Origin of the sequence: Micromonospora sp. NPDC005257 (assembly GCF_042872445.1) — a bacterium.
GTDB lineage: Bacteria > Actinomycetota > Actinomycetes > Mycobacteriales > Micromonosporaceae > Micromonospora.
In genome coordinates this window covers 33,744-51,366 of the sequence record NZ_JBIAKL010000017.1, presented here as the reverse complement: position 1 = coordinate 51,366, position 17,623 = coordinate 33,744, and the positions used below count along the sequence as shown (strand labels likewise).

Below are 17,623 nucleotides of genomic sequence, written 5' to 3'. Positions count from 1 at the left end.
ACCGAAACCGACGGCATCGACCGCCGCTCCCCCCGCCGGGCCGAAACCGCAGGTGGGAGCGCTGCCACAAGCTGAAAAACTCCTGGGTACGCGACCGGCCGGCGCCTCCGAGGAGGACGCCGGCCGGGGACGTGGAGTCTGGCTGCTACTTCTTGCCGGCGGGCTTGCCGTCGCCGGAGTCGGACGACAGCGCCGCGATGAACGCCTCCTGGGGAACCTCCACCCGGCCCACCATCTTCATCCGCTTCTTGCCCTCCTTCTGCTTCTCCAGCAGCTTGCGCTTGCGGCTGATGTCACCGCCGTAGCACTTGGCGAGCACGTCCTTGCGGATCGCGCGGATGGTCTCCCGGGCGATCACCCGGCTGCCGATGGCGGCCTGGATCGGCACCTCGAACTGCTGGCGCGGGATCAGCGTGCGCAGCTTCGCCGCGATCGTCGTCCCGTACGTGTACGCCTTGTCCTTGTGCACGATCGCGCTGAACGCGTCGACCGGCTCGCCGTGCAGCAGGATGTCCACCTTCACCAGGTCGGACGCCTGCTCGCCGGAGGGCTCGTAGTCGAGCGAGGCGTAGCCCTTGGTGCGGCTCTTGAGCTGGTCGAAGAAGTCGAAGATGATCTCGGCCAGCGGCAGCGTGTAGCGCAGCTCCACCCGGTCGGCGGAGAGGTAGTCCATGCCGAGCAGGCTGCCCCGGCGGCCCTGGCACAGCTCCATCACCGCGCCGACGTAGTCGTTCGGGGTCAGCACCGTGGCCCGCACCGTCGGCTCGTACACCTCGGCGATCTTGCCGGTCGGGTACTCGCTCGGGTTGGTGACCACGATCTCCTCGCCGTCCTCCTGGATGGCCCGGTAGACCACGTTCGGCGCGGTGGAGATGAGGTCGAGGTTGAACTCCCGCTCCAGCCGCTCCCGGATGATCTCCAGGTGCAGCAGGCCGAGGAAACCGCAGCGGAAGCCGAAGCCCAGCGCTCCGGAGGTCTCCGGCTCGTAGACGAGCGCCGCGTCGTTGAGCTTGAGCTTGTCCAGCGCCTCGCGCAGGTTCGGGTAGTCCGAGCCGTCGATCGGATAGAGGCCCGAGTAGACCATCGGCTTCGGGTCCTTGTAGCCGCCCAACGCCTCCTTGGCCGGGTTGTTGTTGATGGTGACGGTGTCACCGACCCGGGACTGGCGCACGTCCTTCACGCCGGTGATCAGGTAGCCCACCTCGCCGACGCCGAGCGCGTCGGCCTTCACCATCTCCGGCGAGATGACGCCGATCTCCAGCAGCTCGTGGACCGCACCGGTGGACATCATCTTGATCCGGTCCCGGGCGGAGATCCGGCCGTCGATCACCCGGACGTAGGTGACGACGCCCCGGTAGACGTCGTACACCGAGTCGAAGATCATCGCGCGGGCCGGGGCCTCGGCGTCGCCCACCGGCGGCACGAACTGCCGGACGATCTCGTCGAGCAGGTAGGACACACCGTCACCGGTCTTGCCGGAGACCCGGATGCAGTCCGCCGGGTCCCCGCCGATCAGGTGGGCCAGCTCCTCGGCGTACTTCTCCGGCTGGGCGGCCGGCAGGTCGATCTTGTTGAGCACCGGGATGATGCGCAGGTCGTTCTCGAGCGCCAGGTAGAGGTTGGCAAGCGTCTGCGCCTCGATGCCCTGCGCGGCGTCGACGAGCAGGAGCGCGCCCTCGCAGGCGGCCAGCGAACGGGACACCTCGTAGGTGAAGTCCACGTGGCCCGGGGTGTCGATCATGTTGAGCACGGCGGCCTCGCCGGCCCGGTCACCTTCACGGATCGTCCACGGCATCCGCACGGCCTGGCTCTTGATGGTGATGCCGCGCTCGCGCTCGATGTCCATCCGGTCCAGGTACTGCGCGCGCATCTGCCGGGGGTCGACCACACCGGTGAGCTGCAACATCCGGTCGGCCAGGGTCGACTTCCCGTGGTCGATGTGGGCGATGATGCAGAAGTTCCGGATGCGCGCCGGGTCGGTGGCACCAGGAGCGTTCGCGCCGGGATCGAGCGTCGGTGGCACAGCGGTCCGTTCTGGTCGGCTGACGTGAGCGGGCCGGCGCGCCGCCGGCCCGCTCCATGGTCCCACGTCGTCCGGGACGCGCCCGGACTCCCCCTTCACTCCGCGGCTATTCCACCGGTGGCTCGACGAACAGGGCGGCCAGCCTCGGCAGCCGGCGGCGGGCCTCCTCCTCGTCGTCGAAGTCCCAGAAGTCGTTCAGGTCGGGCACCGGGACCGGGTCACGCTCGGCCGGCAGGTCGGACGCGGTGGCCTTCCGGTACGCGTCCCACGGCACCGCCAGCATCTGCTCGCACTCGAACTCCTCGCCGCTGAGCGCGGCGGCCCGCACCTGCGGCAGCTCGGCCAGCGAGTCCGGGTCGCCGACCGTCCCCGCGAACACCGCCCGCCCCTGCGTCATGAGCCAGCCCCGGAAATACTCGAAGCCGTCGTCCGAGGCGCCCCCGTTGATCAGGTAGGCCGCGCCCCAGAGGTCGACCTTGTAGGAGGCCGCGAGCACCCGCCGCTGGTGGTGGGCGTATCCGACGATCTCCTCCGGGTCACGCTCGGCCAGCAGCGCGACCGCCCGGGCGGCCACCGCGTCGGGCTCTCCCCCGGCACCGGCACGGGCCTCGTCGATCAACTGCCAGAACTCGTCGGTCCTCATGGCAGGCAGTCTGGCAGAGCCCACCGACGCGTCGGTTCGCCGCGCGCCGCCGGTGCGGCAGCATGGTGCGGTGCGCGCGATCTCCCTACCGCCGGTCCCGTACGGGTCGACAGCCGTCCGGCCAAGCTGGGCCGACCTGCCGGCCGGGCTGCGCGACGCGCTGGCCGCCCGGATCGGCGGTCCACCGGCGGCGGTACGGGTGGCGGCCGGCGGGTTCACCAGCGGCTTCACCGCCGTGCTGACCGGCCCCGCCGGGGAGCGCGTGTTCGTCAAGGCGGCGGCGCTGCACGGGCAGCGGCACCTGGTCGACTGGTACGCCCACGAGGCGGCGATCCTGGCCCGGCTCCCGGCCGGGCTGCCGGTGCCCCGGCCGCGCTGGGCGCTCACCGAGTCCGGCTGGTACGCGCTCGCGCTCGAGGCGATCGACGGGCACACCCCCCGGCTGCCCTGGGCGCCGGCCGAGCTGGACGCCGCCCTCGCCACGTACGCCGAAGTGGCCGCCGCGCTCGGCGACCCGCCCGCGGAGCTGGCCGCGCTCCGGCTCCCCCGCCTCGCGGACCTGGCCCGCGACGACATCCTCTGGTGGGGCGAGGTGGCCGCCGGGCGCGAGCCGCTGCCCGAGGCGGCCGCCGGCGCGCCGCTGGCCGAGCTGGTCGCCCTGGAATCGCGCCTGCCCCTGTACGCCGACGCGGCCCCTGGGCTGGCCCACGGCGACCTGCGGGTGGACAACCTGCTGATCGACGCCGACGGGCGGGCCTGGCTGTGCGACTGGCCCTGGCTCTGCCACGGGCCCGCCTGGTTCGACCTGGCCGGGCTGCTACTCACCGCGTACGCCAGCGGCCTGGACGCGGACGCCGCGTTCGCCGGCCACCCGGCGGCGGCGGGAGCGCCCGGCGACGCGCTGGACGTGACGCTCGCCGCGCTGGCCGGCTACTACCTGACCGGCGCCGCGGCCGGGCCGTCGAACGGCTCCCCGCACCTGCGCGCCCACCAACGCTGGAGTGGGGAGCAGGCGCTCGGCTGGCTGACCGGGCGCCGGGGCTGGTGATCACGCCCGACGCCCTGCTCGCGGCGGGCGTCGCCGGGCTCGTGACCAGGCCCGGGCCGGGGCCGGGGTGGAGGCGTTTTGGCTCGCCCGGGGGCGACCTGGTAGCCTGGCTTTTCGCGCGGCGATGACGCATGCTCGTCGTGCGCGAAAGCAGACCAACCCGAGCTATCAAGACGAGGCTGTCGCGTGGCGAACATCAAGTCCCAGATCAAGCGCAACCGGCAGAACGAGAAGCGCCGGCTGCGTAACAAGTCGGTCAAGTCGTCGCTGAAGACCGCCATCCGGAAGTTCAACGAGGCTGCCGAGGCGGGCGACACCGAGAAGGCCACCGTGCTCATGCGTGAGGCCACCCGCAAGCTGGACAAGGCTGCCAGCAAGGGTGTCATTCACTCCAACCAGGCGGCCAACCGGAAGTCGGCGATCGCCAAGCGCGTCGCCTCGTTCTCCGCCTGACCAGCGCTACATATCCCACCGGAAGCCCCGGGGCCACCGCGCCCACGGGGCTTCCGGCTGTCCGCAATCCCCACCGATCACGCGCCGCCGTCTTCGGCGGAGGTGCTGCCTGCGGGCTGCTACCGCTCGCCTGGGTGGTTGAACGTCGACCGTTGCGGATGGTGGTAGCGGACGCCCCGGGAGTCGGCGACCGGCGTCGTGCTCCCCGGCGTCGTGCTCGCCGGCACTGGCCGGGCGCTCGCCGTGGCACCCGGTAGCGCGCGGGCGCTGGTGGGCACCCGGGCCCGCCCGATCACCGGCTCCATCTGCCGACGGAAGCGGTCCCGCTCCTGCTCGGGCACCTGCGCCGCGGTGCGGACGACCACCTCGGCCACCACGTCGTTGAGCTTGACCATGGCCGCCACCGCGATCGGCAGCACCACCACCGCCCACCAGCTCACCAGCTCGGCGAGCGCGAGCAGGACGGCCAGCGCCATAGCGCCCTCGAAGAAGAGGAAACAGAGCACCCCGCCCGGGTTGATGAAGCGCAGGCCGAGCGCCCGGGCGTAGAGCGGACGGTACCGCTCCTCGTCCGTGGCCACCGTCGACCACGCTCGGGTCACCGGGCGCCGCCCTGCCGGGCCGCCGCCACCGAGAACACGGCCCGCTCCAGCGCGTACGCGCGGTCGTCGGCGCCGCCCTTCACCGCCGCGTTGCACTCGGCGGCCACCCGCATCGCCTCCACCAGACCCTCCGGCGTCCAGCCCCGGGCGCGTACCTGAGCCTTCTCGATCTTCCAGGCCGGCATGCCGAGCGTCTTGGCCAGTTGGAACGCGTTGCCCCGGCCGGCGGCGGCGATCCGGGCCACGGTCCGTACGCCGTCGGCCAGCGCGTCGGCGATCGGCACCGGGTCGACGCCGACGTGCAGCGCCCACCGCAGCGCTTCCAGCGCGCCGGGCACGTCACCGATCATCGTCGCGTCGGCGACGGTGAAGCCGGTCACCTCGGCCCGGCCCCGGTAGTACCGGGCGACCGTGTCGGCGCCGATCCGCCCGTCGGTGTCGGCGACCAGTTGCGAGCAGGCGGCGGCCAGCTCGCGCATGTCGTTGCCGACGGCCGCGACCAGGGCGTCGGCCGCGTCGGGCGAGCACTTGCCGCCGATGCGGCGGATCTCGTCGCGCACGAAGGCGGCCCGCTCCCGGTCACCCTTGAGCTTGACCGCCGGCACCACAGTGGCGCCCGCCGCACGCAGGCCGTCGGCGAACGCCTTGCCCTTGGCCGCGCCCAGGTGCAGCACCACGAGCTGCACGTCCGGGTCGGGATTCTTCGCGTACGCCAGCAGCGCGGTGGACAGGTCCTTGCGGGCGTCCTGGCCGGAGCGGAGCACGAGCACCCGGCGACCGCCGAACAGCGACGGGCTGAGCATCTCGGCGATCTCGCCGACCGTGAGGGCGCCGGCCTGGTATTCCCGCACGTCCACGTCGGGGTCGACCTCGCGGGCCCGGGCGACGGTTTCGGTGACCGCTCGCGTGGCGAGCAGCTCCTCGTCGCCGAGGACGAGCACAATAGGAGGCAGGTCGGCGGGGGTCACGCCGCCCATACTCGCACGCCCTCCGACCCTGCTGGGCCTGCTCATCGGGGACTGTGACGGCGCAGCCCGCACACAGCGCAAATCAAGACATTTGCCTTGATCTACCGCCTACCACCACAAGACCCCCGTTCACCGTGACGGTCCGGACTCGGCGCCGCGCCTCACCACCACGAGACCGCCACCCGCCCGGACCGCGGCGACGTCCCCATCGGTGTCGGTACGCAGCACCCGGGCGCCACCCCGGGTCAGCCGGTCCAGCAGCCCGGCGTTGGGATGCCCGTAGTCGTTGTCGACGCCCACGCACACCAGCGCCACCGCCGGACGCACCGCGGCCAGGAATTCCGGCGCCTGGTACGCCGACCCGTGGTGGGCGACCTTCAGCACGTCGGCCCGGATCCCGGTGGCCGGCATCGTCTCCAGCATCGCCCGCTGTTCCTCCGTCTCGGCGTCACCGGTGAGCAGGATCCGTACCCTGCCCACGGTGGCGGCCAGCACCAGCGAGTTGTTGTTCGGATCGGACCGGCTGCCCCGCAGCGGATACGGCGGACCGACCGCGAGCAGGTCCACCGCACCCGCCCGCCACCGCCAGCCCGCCTGCACCGCAGCGAGCGGCGCACCGGCCCGGCGGGCCGCCTCGCGTACCTGGGCGGCGCCGTAGGGCGGCTCGGACCAGGACGGACCCACCACCGCACCCACCCGCCGGCCCCGGAACACCCCGGCCACGCCGCCGACATGGTCGACGTGGAAGTGACTGACCACCAGCAGCGGCACCTCGCGTACGCCAAGGCGGCGCAGGCAGGTGTCCACGCCTGACGGCTCCGGGCCGGCGTCGACCACGACGGCCCGGCCGGCGGCGACCGGCAGCACCACGGCGTCCCCCTGCCCCACCGCGCACGCCACCACCACCCAGCCGCGCGGCGGCCAGCCGGAGGCGAGCAGCCGGACCGGCACCGCGCCCAGCACCACCGCCACCGCGACGACAGCGATCAGTCGCCGCGCCCGGCGTCGCCGCAAGGCGTGCAGCAGTGCCACGCTCACCGCCGCGAGCAGCAGTGCCCCGGCCACCCCGCCCGCCCACGGCAGGTTCCCGGCGGGCAGGTCCGCCCCATGTGCGGCGACCGCCACCAGCCAGCGCGCCGGCCAGCTCGCCAGCCAGGCCAGGAACTCCGCGCCGCCCGGCCACCCCGGCGACAACACCGCCGCCAGGACGCCGAGCACGGTGGCCGGCGCGACGGCCGGCACCGCCAGCAGGTTCGCCGGCACCGCCACCAGGCTCACCGTCGCGGACAGCCCGGCGATCACCGGGCCGCAGGCCAGTTGCGCGGCGGCCGGCACCGCGAGCGCCTCGGCCAGCCCAGCCGGTACGCCCCGGCGCCGCAGCGCGTCCCGCCACCCCGGCGCGAGCAGCAGCAGTCCCCCGGTGGCACAGACCGACAACGCGAAACCCGGGTCGCCCGCGAGGTCCGGGTCGTACAGGATCAGCCCGGTGACGGCGGTGGCGAGCGCCGGCAGCGCCGATCGGGACCGTCCGGCGGCGAGCGCGGCGAGACCGATCGCGCCCATCGCGGCGGCACGCACCACGCTCGCCGAGGGCCGCACCAGGATGACGAACCCGACGAGCGCGAGCACGCAGAGCGTGGCGGCGGTACGCGGGCCCGCGCGGGCCCAGCGGGCCAGCAGCAGCACCGCCCCGACGACGATCGCCACGTTGGAGCCGGACACGGCGTTGAGGTGGGTCATCCCGGTGGCCCGGAAGTCCTCCTCCACCTCCGGCGGCAACCGGCTGGTGTCGCCCACCACCAGGCCGGGCAGCAGCCCGCCCGGCGCGTCGGGCAGCGGCTCGCAGGCCCGTTGCAGCCCGGTCCGCAGCACGCCCGCGGCCCGTTGCGGCCAGGACGCCTCGCCGCGCAGCGTGGGCGGGCCGGTGGTGGAGAGCACGGCGGCGGTCAGGTCGCCACCGCGCGGGGCGGACAGCCGTCCCCGGCTGGTGACCCGCTGCCCCGGCAGCAGTGGCCGCCAGGCCGGGTCGGTGGCGAGCACGAGGGCGCGTACCGGGCCGGTGACGCGCGCGCCGTCGGGTCCGGTGAGCCGGATCAGGTCCACGCGGACCAGCAGCATCAGTTGCCGGCCGGGCGCACCGCGTACCGGGCGGGGATCGTCGCGCAGCACCAGCTCGGCGGTGACCTGGGCACGTTCGGTGATGAGGGCACGGACCGGAGCGGCGTCACGGACCGCGACGCGAGCGCCGGTGGCCGCCGCCCCGCAGAGCACGCCGAGCAGCACGGCGACCACGATCCAGCCGTAGCGGCGGGCCGGCGCACCCGGCCGGCCCAGCACGCCGCACAGGTGCAGGCCCGCGAGCAGGGCGAGCGCCGCGGCGACGGCGGCCACCCACACGGTCGCGCTGACGCTGAGGTGCAGCCCGGCCAGCGCGGCGAGCCAGGCCGCCACCGCCAACCCGGCCAGCCGCAGGTCGGGCGCGTCGCGGCCCGCCGCCTCCCCGTCGGTGGCGCCCGGGGCCGGGCGCGGCCCACGTCGGCCTGTCACACCGTCACCAGTTCCTTGAGCTGCTCGTACCGGGCGTCGCCGATGCCGTCGACCTGGCGCAGGTCGGACACGGACCGGAACCCGCCGTTGCGGTCCCGGTGGTCGAGGATCCGCTGGGCGAGCACCGGACCGACGCCCGGCAGCGCGTCGAGCTGGGCCAGGGTGGCGGTGTTCAGGTTGACCGGTCCGGCCGGCGCCGCCGGGCCGCCCGGCGCTCCACCGCCGCCCACCGCAGGGCCGGGCGCGGCCTGGCCGGGCGGGGCGGTGACGCCGACCAGGATCAGCTCTCCGTCGGTGACCTTGCGGGCGGGATTGAGCAGCGCCACGTCGACGCCGGGCAGCGCACCGCCCGCCGCCTCGATCGCGTCGGCCACTCGCGCGCCGGCCGGGAGACGGACGAGGCCGGGCCGCCGGACCTTCCCGGCCAGCGCCACCACCACCTGACCGGATGAGCCAGCCGGCGCGGGCATCCCGGAAACCGCTTCGCTCACCGGCGCCTCGGCGGACGCCGCGACCGGCTGGACGGGTTCGGCGCTGGGACGCGAGCGCCATGCCCAGACGGCTGCCGCCATGACCACCACTGCCGCCACCGCCGCGAGCGCGCGCACGCCCCGGCGACCGGGATCGAACGCCCCGGGGCCAGGCAGCCGTGACGACAGGCCGCGCCCGGCTGCCGGGGCGTCATGGATGTCGTCGGCGTCCGGCTCGCCGGCGGTCGACTCCGTCCCGGACGGATGCTCCCGCCCGCTGTCGTGCCCCGGGAAGCCGCGGCGCAGGCCGAAGCCCGGCTCGATCTCGTCCGGCGCACGCCCGAGCCGAGCTCGGACATCGGGCCGGGTGCCGCCGAGGGCGGACCCGGAGCCGGCCCCGCCCTCGAAGACCGGTCCGGCTTCCGCGTCCGCGAACCCGAACAGCCGGGCGAGCCGCCGCCGTACCGTCGTCTCCTCGTCGTCTGGCACGGCTCGGGACGCTACGGCGATCACCCGTCCCGCATCGGCCGGTGAACGCTCGTCTGTGGACGACGGAGGCGCTGTGGACAGGCACCCGATCAAGCAGTGGCCGTGCTAGGGGCGGCGCCTCGGGGGATCAGCGGGTCACGTCAGCGCGCCTCCGGGTCCAGCCCGAGCGCGGCCCGTCCGCCGTCGACCGGCACCGTCGCGCCGTTGACGAACGACGCGCGTTCGGAGAGCAGGAACGCGACCACCTCGGCCACCTCGTCGGTACGCCCGATCCGGCCGAGCGGGTGCAGCCGGGCCATCTCCGCGTCGACGTGCGCGACCTCCGTCGGATCGAGTCCGGCGCGGTAGGCGGCGTGCCGTTCGGTGTGGACGGAGCCGAGCGCTACCGCGTTGGCGCGGATCCCCCGGGGGCCGTAGTCGACGGCGAGCGCCCGGGTCAGCCCCTCCAACGCGGCCTTGGCCGTCGCGTACGGCAGCGCGCCCGGCACCGCCCGGCGGGCCTGGTGGGAGGAGACGTTGACGATCGCGCCGCCGGTGCGGGCGGCCAGGAACCGGCGAACCGCGGTGCCGGCCCCGGCCACGGCGGGCCGCAGGTTGAGCGCGATCAGGTCCACGACCTCGCGCGCGGGCGCGCGGTGCAGGTCGGCGTCGCGGAAGACGGCCGCGTTGTTGACCCAGCCGCCGAGCGGCGCATGCGCCTCGGCGCGGTCGGCGGCCCGATCGGTGACCGCCTCGTCACCGGCGTCCCCGGTCACCGCGTGCAGGCGGTCGGCGAGCGGATGCCGGGCCAGCCAGTCCAGCGCGCTGGTCTCCCGCTCGACCACGACAACGGTTCCCCCGTCGGCGGCGAGCCGTTCCACGATGGCCTGTCCGACGCCGCGTCCGCCGCCGGTGACGACGTACGACAGTGGGCTCATCCGGCCACCCTAGGGCGTGCGGCGGTGGATCACCACGCAGGCCAGCCCCGGCCCGGCGTGGGCGGCGACCACCGCTCCGGCCTCGGTCACGTACGTGTCGTGCAGGCGGTCGCCCAGCCGCTCGGTCAGCGCCGTCAGCAACTGCTCGGCCCGCTGCGGTGCGGCGAGGTGGTGCACCGCGAGGTCCACCTGCGCGTCGCCGGCCACCTCGACGGCCAGGTCGGCCAGGCGTGCCACGCCCCGGCTGGCGGTACGGACCTTGTCCTTGACCACGATCGCGCCGTCCGGCATGTGCATGATCGGCTTGACCGAGAGGGCGGTGCCGAGCAGTGCCTCGGCCGCGTTGATCCGGCCGCCCCGGCGCAGGAACTCCAGCGTGTCGACGTAGAAGTAGATGGTGGTCCGGGCGACCGCGTCCAGCGCCGCGTCGCGTACCCCGGTCAGGTCGGCGCCCTGCGCGGCGGCCGCGGCGGCCGCGAGCGCCGGGAAGCCGAGGCCCATGCCCGTGGATCGGCTGTCCACGACGGTGACCCGGTCGTCGCCGACCTCGGCGGCGGCCAGCCGGGCGGCCTCGACCGTGCCGGACAGCTCGGCGGACAGGTGCACCGACACCACGCCGTCGGCGCCCTCGGCGAGCAGCGTGCGGTAGACCTGCGCGAACTGTTCCGGCGCGGGCCGGGACGTGCTCACCGAGACCCGCCGGCCGCTCAGCGCGCGGGTGGCGTCGGCCGGGGAGGTCTCGACACCCTCCAGCCCTTCCGCGCCGTTGAGCACGACTGTCAGCGGGACGACTGTGAGCCCGCGTGCGCGGACCAGGTCGGGGGGCAGGTAGGCGGTGGAGTCGGTGACGACCGCGACGGACATGACCGGCACGCTAGCCGATGGCGCTGTGACGTGCCGGGGCCGGAGGTGTCAGACCGCGTCGGTGAGCGCCGGCTGGGTGATCAGACCGACGTTGTGCGCGCGCAGGTGCCAGCCCCGGACGTCGTCGTGACGCAGTTCGGTCCAGTGGCAGTTCGCCAGCGCGCCGAGGCTGCGCAGCACCGTGTGGTCCCAGCCGAGCAGGTGACCGACGCCCTGCCGGGCGCCGCCGCCGTGGGTGGTCACCACGACCGTGCCGCCGGTGGCCAGGTCGGCCGCGTCCTGGAACCCGGCACCGAGCCGGGCACCCAGGTCGCCCAGGGGCTCGATGCCGGCGCCGGGGTCGGGATCGCCGGCCCGCCAGCGGGCGTACTCGTCGGGGAAGCGCTCGGCCACCTCGGTCAGGGTGAGACCCTGCCACTGGCCGAACTGCCGTTCGCGCAGCCGGGCGTCGGAGCGGACCGGCAGCCCGGTCAGCGCCGACAGCGCGGCGGCGGTGTCGGCGGCCCGGCGCAGATCGCTGGCGACGATCGCGTCCGGGCGCAGCGCGGCCAGCACCGGCGCGGCGGCGCGGGCCTGCTCGCGGCCGAGGTCGTTGAGCGGCACGTCGGTCTGACCCTGGACCCGGTTGGCGGCGTTCCAGTCGGTGTTGCCGTGCCGCCAGACGATCAGGCGGGTCATTCGGCGGTGGCGGTGCCGGCGGCCGAGTCGGCCAGGTCGCGATCGGTGAACGGGATCTGCGGGCAGTCCTTCCAGAGCCGGTCGAGCGCGTAGAACTCGCGCTCCTCGGTGTGCTGGACGTGGATCACGATGTCGACGTAGTCGAGCAGCACCCAGCGGCCACCCCGCTCGCCCTCGCGGCGCAGCGGCTTGGCCTTCTCCGGCAGCTCCAGCAGGCGCTCCTCGATGGCGTCGACGATGGCGAGCACCTGACGCTCGTTCGGAGCGGCGGCCAGCAGGAACGCGTCAGTGATCGCGAGCTGGTCGCCCACGTCGATGATGACGATGTCCTGTGCCTTCTTGTCGGCCGCGGCCTGGGCGGCGGCCATCGCCAGCTCGTGCGCGCGTTCGGAAACTGTCACCGTACTCCTTCGATCAACAGTGCGACCCTCCAAGCGTCTCACACCCGGCGGTGTGGCGACTTGTCAGTTCTGGTCGGTTTCAGGCATGAAACGGGACGGGGCGGGTCGAATCACCGCTGGTAAAGACGCCGTTTCGCGATGTACTGCACCACACCGTCGGGCACGAGATACCACACCGGCTCGCCCCGGGCGACCCGCGCGCGGCAGTCGGTCGACGAGATCGCCATCGCGGGCACCTGCACCAGGCTGACCGAGTCGGCCGGCAGGTGCTTGTCGGTGAGTTCGAAGCCGGGCCGGGTCACGCCGATGAAGTGGGCCAGTTCGAGGACCTCGTCCAGGTCCTTCCAGGAGAGGATGCGCTCCAGGGCGTCCGCGCCGGTGATGAAGAACAGTTGCGCCTTCGGGCCGTACTCGGCGTGCAGGTCGCGCAGCGTGTCGACGGTGTAGGTGGGACCACCCCGGTCGATGTCGACCCGGCTCACCTGGAAGCGGGGGTTGGAGGCGGTGGCGATCACCGTCATGAGGTAGCGGTCCTCGGCCGGGGTGACCGCTTCCTCCGCCTTCTGCCACGGTTGCCCGGTCGGCACGAAGACGACCTCGTCGAGGCCGAACCGGTCGGCCACCTCGCTCGCCGCCACCAGGTGCCCGTGGTGGATCGGGTCGAACGTGCCACCCATGATGCCGACCCGCCGGATGTCTTCCTCCACTCAGCGATCGTAGGCCGCGTCTCGGACGGGCCCGGGCGGGGTCGGCCATGCCGGGGCAGGCCCCGCCCGGTGTGCCCGGTCAGGCCGACGCGACGGCCACCGCCGTCCGGGCCACGAGCGCCCGGCGCATGTCGTCGTCCAGGTCGGTCACCCACCGCCGCAGGCCGGGCGTGAGGTCGTCGCGGGCCAGCAGCGCCGCGGCCAGCTCCCGGGTGGGCTGCGCCACGGCGTAGCGGGGATACGCGGCCACTGTGACCGCGTCGGCCACCCACGCGGTACGCAGACGCGCCGCTGCCGGCATGTCGGTGAAGTAGCGCTCGACGTACCCGGCGGTCAGCTCGGCCTGCTCGGGCTGCCAGAAGCCCTGGGCGGTCGCCTCGACCAGCCGGTTCGACAGCTCGGTGCTGCGGGTGACGATCTCCCAGGTGGCCCGCTTCGCGTCGGCGTCGGGCAGCGCGGCCCGGCACGCGGCGGCCCGCTCGGCGCCGGTGGCGCTGCGGTCGGCGTCGGCCTCGGCGTCGATCTCCGGTGCGCCGGCCGCGCCGAGCACCACCAGGCGACGCAGCACCGCCCAGCGCAGGTCGGCGTCGATCGCCAGCCCCGGCGGGACGCCCTTGCCGGCCAGCCAGCCGGTGAGCATCGCGGTGTCGGTGGTGGCGGCGATCAGGCCCCGCGCGGCGGCGAGCTGCAACGAGCCGCCCGCCGGCGCCGAGTCGAGCAGCGCCGCGCAGGCGGTCGCCACGCGCAGCAGCGCCGCGTCGCGGGCGAGCGGGTCGAGGTAGCTGTCGATCAGCCGGCGGCTGAGCAACAGCACGTCCTCGACGATCGTCACCTCGGTCTCGGCGGGCAGCGCCGCCGCGATCAGGCCGGAGAGCGCGGCGGCCGGCCGTTCCCCGTCGGTGACCGCGTCCAGCGTCTCGCCCCAGAGCAGCGCCCGGGCCAGCGGGTCGGCGAGGCCGGGCAGCAGCAGCGGCACCGCGTCCGCCGAGGCCGGGTCGAGCCGGATCTTGGCGAACGTCAGGTCACCGGCGTTCGGCAGCAGCAGCCCGGTGGCGGGCTGCCCGATCAGCTGCGGCAGCGGGGTACGGCCGCCGTCGGCGTCCGGGTCGAGGTCGGCCTCGAACCGGTGTGCCGGCCCGTCAGCGGTGAGATGGGCCACGCCGATGCGGTGCGGCCGCAGCACCGGGTGGCCGGCCGGGGCGGTCTGCACGATCGCCACGTCCGTCCACCGGCCGTCGGCGTCCACAGCGGTCTCCACCCGCAGCGTGTTCACCTGCGCGCGGCGCAGCCAGCGCTCGGCCCAGCCGTCCAGGTCGCGGCCGCTCGCCGCGCTCAGGGCGGCCAGCAGGTCGGTGAGCGTGGCGTTGCCGAACCGATGCGCGGCGAAGTGCGCGTTCAGCCCAGGCAGGAACGCGTCGTCACCGAGCCAGGCGACGAGCTGGCGCAGCACGCTGGCGCCCTTGGCGTACGAGATGCCGTCGAAGTTGAGCAACGCCTGCGCGGCGTCGGCGACCTCCTCCGGGGCGACGGGATGGGTGGAGGGGCGCTGGTCGGCGGTGTAGCCCCAGGCCTTGCGGCGGCTCGCGAACGTGGTCCACGCCTGGTCGAACCGGGTCGCCTCGGCGGTGACCCGGGTGCCCAGGTAGTCGGCGAAGGACTCGTTGAGCCACAGGTCGTCCCACCAGCTCATGGTGACCAGGTCGCCGAACCACATGTGCGCCATCTCGTGGGCGATGGTGGTGGCGCGCAACTCCCGCTGGGTGTCGGTGACAGCGGAACGGAAGACGTAGTCGTCGCGGATCGTGACCAGGCCCGGGTTCTCCATCGCGCCGGCGTTGAACTCGGGCACGAACGCCTGGTCGTACTTGCCGAACGGGTAGCGCTCGGCGAAGAGCTGGTGGAAACGGTCGAGGCACTGCCGGGTGACTGTGAAGATCTCGTCGGCGTCGGCGTCCAGGTGGGCGGCGAGCGAACGCCGGCAGTAGAGGCCGAGCGGGATGCCGTCGTGCTCGGCGCGCAACACGTGCCAGGGCCCGGCGATCAGCGAGACGAAATAGGTGGCCAGCGGCTCGGTTGCGGCGAACTCCCAGCGTCCGGGCTCGGGCCGGGCGGCCAGCGGCCCGTTCGCGGCCACCGTCCACTCCGGCGGCGCGGTGACGGTCAGCGTCACCGGTGCCTTCAGGTCGGGCTGGTCGAACGCGGCGAAGACGCGCGGCCCGTCGTCCAGGAAGGACATCGCGTAGAGGTAGGTCTCGCCGTCGGCCGGGTCGACGAAGCGGTGCAGCCCTTCGCCCGTGTTGGAGTAGGCCATCTCGGCCTCGACGGTGAGCGTGTTCGTCGCGGCCAGGCCGGTCAGCGGCAGCCGGTCGCCGGCGAGCAGGGCCGGGTCGAGGTCGCTGTCGTTGAGGCGGACGGCGAGGAGTCGGCGGGGCTTGACGTCGACGAAGGTCTCGGCGCCGGGGGTCGCCCGGAACCGGATGGTGACGGCGGAGCGGAACCGCTCGGCGTCGCCGGTCAGGTCGAGGTCCACATCGTAGGACTCGACGGTGATCGACGCGCGACGCGCGGTCGCCTCTGCGCGGGTGAGGCTTGGCATCCGCTTATCCTGCCCGATGAGGTCCGCTCGGGCCCTCTCGTTACGCGTGGCGATGGAGGAGCAGCGATGGGTCAGCACCCCAAGGGCGATTTCGACCTCTCCCGGGCGGTTTGGCAGCGGGCAGAGGGCGACACTTCCGAGGGAGCGGTCGAGGTGGCCTTCGTCGACGACCTGATCGGTATGCGCAACTCCGCCGAGCCGGACGGGCCGGTGCTGGTCTTCACGCAGGCCGAGTGGGACGCGTTCGTCGCGGGCGCCCAGGACGGCGAGTTCGACCTGGACTGAGCGCGCCTCAGTCACCGTCACCCCAGCCGAGGCCGCCCGGACCGGGCGCGTGGTGGAAGCCGGGGTGACCGGCCACGTCGGCACAGCGTTCGCCGTCGGGCCCGACGACGTCGCAGAACAGCCGCTCGGCCCGGTGCCAGGCGTCCGCCGGGGACAACGCCGCCGCGCCGAGTGCCAGCTCCGGGCGGAGCAGGCCGAGGGCTTCGGCGTACGCCACGGCGTGCTCCCGCGCGACGGCGGGATCGGCGGCGGCGAAGCCCAGGTGCACTGTGAAGTGGCGCGGTGGGCGGGGTGCGGAGCGCCGGGGCCCGCCGATCAGCGGCCCGTCGCCGCGGTCGCCGCGCAGCCGAGCCGTTGCCTCGCGGTGCCGTCGTGCCGCCCTGTCGTCACGCATCGGTGCCCTCCCCCGTCGCCGGTGACCGCGCCGCCGGACGTCGTGCCGGCGGCGGCGGACCGGTCGCCGCCGGTCCGCGAAACCGAGCAAACCAGCTTTTCCGCGCCCGGGGAGGGGCCAGCACGCGCCCGCGTCGCCGGCCCCTCCCTCGAAGGGCCGGAACTGCTGGAATGGAGGGTTCGGCCGCGCCGCCCCGGGTAGGTAGCCAACGCCGCCGAACCGCGTCAGGAGCAGCCGAGATGCGCACCATGTCGAGCGACCGGAGCCCGGACAGCACGCTTGCGTTCCTGAGGGAGGGCTACCGCTTCGTCGGCGCCCGCTGCGACCGACTCGGCACGGACGTCTTCCAGACCCGGCTGCTGCTGGAGCCGACGATCTGCCTGCGCGGCCGGGAGGCCGCCGAGCTGTTCTACGACGAGGAGCGGTTCGTCCGGCGCGGCGCGATGCCGATGCGCGGGCAGCGCACGCTCACCGGCGTCGGTGGTGTGCAGGGCCTCGACGGCGAGGCGCACCGGGTCCGCAAGGCGATGTTCATGTCGATCATGACACCGGCCACGATCCGCCGGCTCGGGGAGATCTTCGACGAGCAGTGGCGGGCCCGGATCCCGGTCTGGGCGCGGAGCGGACCGGTGGTGCTCTACGACGAGGTGGGCCGGATCCTGACGCGTACGGTCTGGGCCTGGGCCGGGGTCCCGCTGGCCGACGCCGACGTGCCGCGCCGGACCGCCGAGATGCACGCCATGATCGAGTCACCGGCCGCGCTGGGCCCCCGGCACTGGCGCGGGCGGCTCGGCCGCCGCCACGCGCAACGCTGGGCCGGCGAGCTGATCGAGCGGGTACGCGCGGGCACGGCACCCGCCCCGGAGGGCAGCGCGCTCGCGGTCGTGGCCGGGCACCGGGACGAGCGAGGGCGGCCGCTGCCGCGCCGGATCGCCGCTGTGGAGCTGCTGAACGTGCTGCGCCCCACCGTCGCGGTGGACCGGTACGTGGTCTTCGCCGCGCTGGCGCTGCACGATCACCCGCACTGGCGGGACCGGCTACCAGGCGACGACGCCGCGACCGAGCAGTTCGTGCAGGAGGTACGCCGCTACTATCCGTTCTTCCCGGTCGCCGCGGCCCGGGTGCGCCGCTCGTTCCAGTGGCGGGGATACGCGTTCCCGCAGGGCCGCCGGGTTCTGCTCGACCTGTACGGCACGAACCACCATCCCGACGTGTGGCCGGAGCCGGAGCGGTTCCGGCCGGAGCGCTTCGCGGGCTGGCGCGACGACCCGTTCGGCCTGGTCCCGCAGGGCGGCGGCGACCACTTCACCGGCCACCGCTGCGCCGGTGAGTGGATCACGATCGAGCTGATGAAGCGGGCCGTGACGAACCTGACCGGCGCGATGAGCTACCGCGTACCGCCGCAGGATCTGGCGCTCGACCTCGGCTCCATGCCGGCGTTGCCGCCCGGCGGGCTGGTGCTCGACGGGGTACGCCCGGCCGACGGCGCGCACCCGGCCGACGGGGTACGCCCGCTGCGGTGAACGGGCGCACCCCGT

The 17,623-nt window shown here is 74.2% G+C and carries 17 protein-coding genes; 4 read left to right on the top strand and 13 right to left on the bottom strand.

The genetic code is table 11. From position 1 onward, the window contains the following. Window positions 1–145: 145 nt before the first annotated feature. Together lepA and ACFYO8_RS27660 are read right to left on the bottom strand one after the other, a co-directional pair. Window positions 146–2,023, bottom strand: coding sequence for a translation elongation factor 4 (gene lepA / locus ACFYO8_RS27665; RefSeq protein ID WP_354873854.1), 1,878 nt, complete (start codon window positions 2,021–2,023; stop codon window positions 146–148). Between the two features lie 106 nt (window positions 2,024–2,129). Continuing rightward, entirely contained in the window at window positions 2,130–2,666 is a 537-nt protein-coding gene (locus tag ACFYO8_RS27660) for a DUF4240 domain-containing protein (protein WP_387257740.1), read from the bottom strand. Between the two features lie 70 nt (window positions 2,667–2,736). Here ACFYO8_RS27660 and ACFYO8_RS27655 point away from each other — a divergent pair, with 70 nt between their 5' ends. Together ACFYO8_RS27655 and rpsT are read left to right on the top strand one after the other, a co-directional pair. Then, window positions 2,737–3,714, top strand: a complete 978-nt coding sequence (locus ACFYO8_RS27655; protein ID WP_387257738.1) for a phosphotransferase family protein — start codon at window positions 2,737–2,739, stop codon at window positions 3,712–3,714. Between the two features lie 186 nt (window positions 3,715–3,900). Further along, window positions 3,901–4,167: a 30S ribosomal protein S20 gene (gene rpsT, locus ACFYO8_RS27650; RefSeq protein ID WP_354873860.1), complete on the top strand. Its 267-nt coding sequence runs from the start codon at window positions 3,901–3,903 to the stop codon at window positions 4,165–4,167. 119 nt (window positions 4,168–4,286) lie between these two features. On the opposite strand, the gene ACFYO8_RS27645 is transcribed toward rpsT, so the two are convergent. From ACFYO8_RS27645 to pepN, 10 genes are all read right to left on the bottom strand, one after another. After that, window positions 4,287–4,769, bottom strand: a complete 483-nt coding sequence (locus ACFYO8_RS27645) for a hypothetical protein (RefSeq protein WP_354873862.1) — start codon at window positions 4,767–4,769, stop codon at window positions 4,287–4,289. Beyond that, on the bottom strand, window positions 4,766–5,746 hold the full coding sequence (holA, locus tag ACFYO8_RS27640; protein ID WP_387257736.1) for a DNA polymerase III subunit delta: 981 nt from the start codon (window positions 5,744–5,746) through the stop codon (window positions 4,766–4,768). Before holA ends, ACFYO8_RS27645 begins: the two co-directional genes overlap by 4 nt. Window positions 5,747–5,866: 120 nt before the next feature. Continuing rightward, on the bottom strand, window positions 5,867–8,284 hold the full coding sequence (locus ACFYO8_RS27635) for a ComEC/Rec2 family competence protein (protein ID WP_387257734.1): 2,418 nt from the start codon (window positions 8,282–8,284) through the stop codon (window positions 5,867–5,869). Next, window positions 8,281–9,243 carry a ComEA family DNA-binding protein gene (locus tag ACFYO8_RS27630; protein WP_354873865.1) on the bottom strand — a complete coding sequence of 321 codons (963 nt, stop codon included), beginning with the start codon at window positions 9,241–9,243 and terminating at the stop codon, window positions 8,281–8,283. The genes ACFYO8_RS27635 and ACFYO8_RS27630 overlap by 4 nt, the downstream gene beginning before the upstream one ends. Window positions 9,244–9,383: 140 nt before the next feature. Continuing rightward, window positions 9,384–10,160 (bottom strand): SDR family NAD(P)-dependent oxidoreductase, encoded by a 777-nt coding sequence (locus ACFYO8_RS27625; protein ID WP_387190256.1) that lies wholly within the window; start codon window positions 10,158–10,160, stop codon window positions 9,384–9,386. A gap of 9 nt (window positions 10,161–10,169) precedes the next feature. Further along, window positions 10,170–11,024: a DegV family protein gene (locus ACFYO8_RS27620; RefSeq protein ID WP_354873869.1), complete on the bottom strand. Its 855-nt coding sequence runs from the start codon at window positions 11,022–11,024 to the stop codon at window positions 10,170–10,172. Between the two features lie 48 nt (window positions 11,025–11,072). Then, entirely contained in the window at window positions 11,073–11,702 is a 630-nt protein-coding gene (locus tag ACFYO8_RS27615) for a histidine phosphatase family protein (protein WP_354873871.1), read from the bottom strand. Next, window positions 11,699–12,103: a ribosome silencing factor gene (gene rsfS, locus ACFYO8_RS27610; RefSeq protein WP_091421810.1), complete on the bottom strand. Its 405-nt coding sequence runs from the start codon at window positions 12,101–12,103 to the stop codon at window positions 11,699–11,701. Before rsfS ends, ACFYO8_RS27615 begins: the two co-directional genes overlap by 4 nt. A 110-nt stretch (window positions 12,104–12,213) precedes the next feature. After that, window positions 12,214–12,810, bottom strand: coding sequence for a nicotinate-nucleotide adenylyltransferase (nadD, locus tag ACFYO8_RS27605; RefSeq protein ID WP_354873874.1), 597 nt, complete (start codon window positions 12,808–12,810; stop codon window positions 12,214–12,216). 79 nt (window positions 12,811–12,889) lie between these two features. Next, window positions 12,890–15,406 carry an aminopeptidase N gene (pepN, locus tag ACFYO8_RS27600; RefSeq protein WP_387188885.1) on the bottom strand — a complete coding sequence of 839 codons (2,517 nt, stop codon included), beginning with the start codon at window positions 15,404–15,406 and terminating at the stop codon, window positions 12,890–12,892. A gap of 66 nt (window positions 15,407–15,472) precedes the next feature. Here pepN and ACFYO8_RS27595 point away from each other — a divergent pair, with 66 nt between their 5' ends. Continuing rightward, window positions 15,473–15,691 (top strand): DUF397 domain-containing protein, encoded by a 219-nt coding sequence (locus ACFYO8_RS27595; RefSeq protein ID WP_013287999.1) that lies wholly within the window; start codon window positions 15,473–15,475, stop codon window positions 15,689–15,691. Between the two features lie 7 nt (window positions 15,692–15,698). Here ACFYO8_RS27595 and ACFYO8_RS27590 read toward each other — a convergent pair whose 3' ends face one another. Beyond that, entirely contained in the window at window positions 15,699–16,085 is a 387-nt protein-coding gene (locus ACFYO8_RS27590) for a hypothetical protein (protein ID WP_354873878.1), read from the bottom strand. 239 nt (window positions 16,086–16,324) lie between these two features. Here ACFYO8_RS27590 and ACFYO8_RS27585 point away from each other — a divergent pair, with 239 nt between their 5' ends. Further along, complete coding sequence (locus ACFYO8_RS27585; RefSeq protein WP_354873880.1) at window positions 16,325–17,608, top strand: cytochrome P450; 1,284 nt, start codon at window positions 16,325–16,327, stop codon at window positions 17,606–17,608. Window positions 17,609–17,623: the final 15 nt, after the last annotated feature.

Bases quoted from the DNA above. Each gene is read 5' to 3' on its own strand.
- ACFYO8_RS27595 (WP_013287999.1), top strand. From the start codon at position 15,473: ATGGGTCAGCACCCCAAGGGCGATTTCGACCTCTCCCGGGCGGTTTGG.
- ACFYO8_RS27585 (WP_354873880.1), top strand. From the start codon at position 16,325: ATGCGCACCATGTCGAGCGACCGGAGCCCGGACAGCACGCTTGCGTTC.
- ACFYO8_RS27615 (WP_354873871.1), bottom strand. From the start codon at position 11,702: ATGACCCGCCTGATCGTCTGGCGGCACGGCAACACCGACTGGAACGCC.
- pepN (WP_387188885.1), bottom strand. From the start codon at position 15,406: ATGCCAAGCCTCACCCGCGCAGAGGCGACCGCGCGTCGCGCGTCGATC.
- ACFYO8_RS27660 (WP_387257740.1), bottom strand. From the start codon at position 2,666: ATGAGGACCGACGAGTTCTGGCAGTTGATCGACGAGGCCCGTGCCGGT.
- holA (WP_387257736.1), bottom strand. From the start codon at position 5,746: ATGGGCGGCGTGACCCCCGCCGACCTGCCTCCTATTGTGCTCGTCCTC.
- ACFYO8_RS27590 (WP_354873878.1), bottom strand. From the start codon at position 16,085: ATGCGTGACGACAGGGCGGCACGACGGCACCGCGAGGCAACGGCTCGG.
- ACFYO8_RS27620 (WP_354873869.1), bottom strand. From the start codon at position 11,024: ATGTCCGTCGCGGTCGTCACCGACTCCACCGCCTACCTGCCCCCCGAC.
- ACFYO8_RS27625 (WP_387190256.1), bottom strand. From the start codon at position 10,160: ATGAGCCCACTGTCGTACGTCGTCACCGGCGGCGGACGCGGCGTCGGA.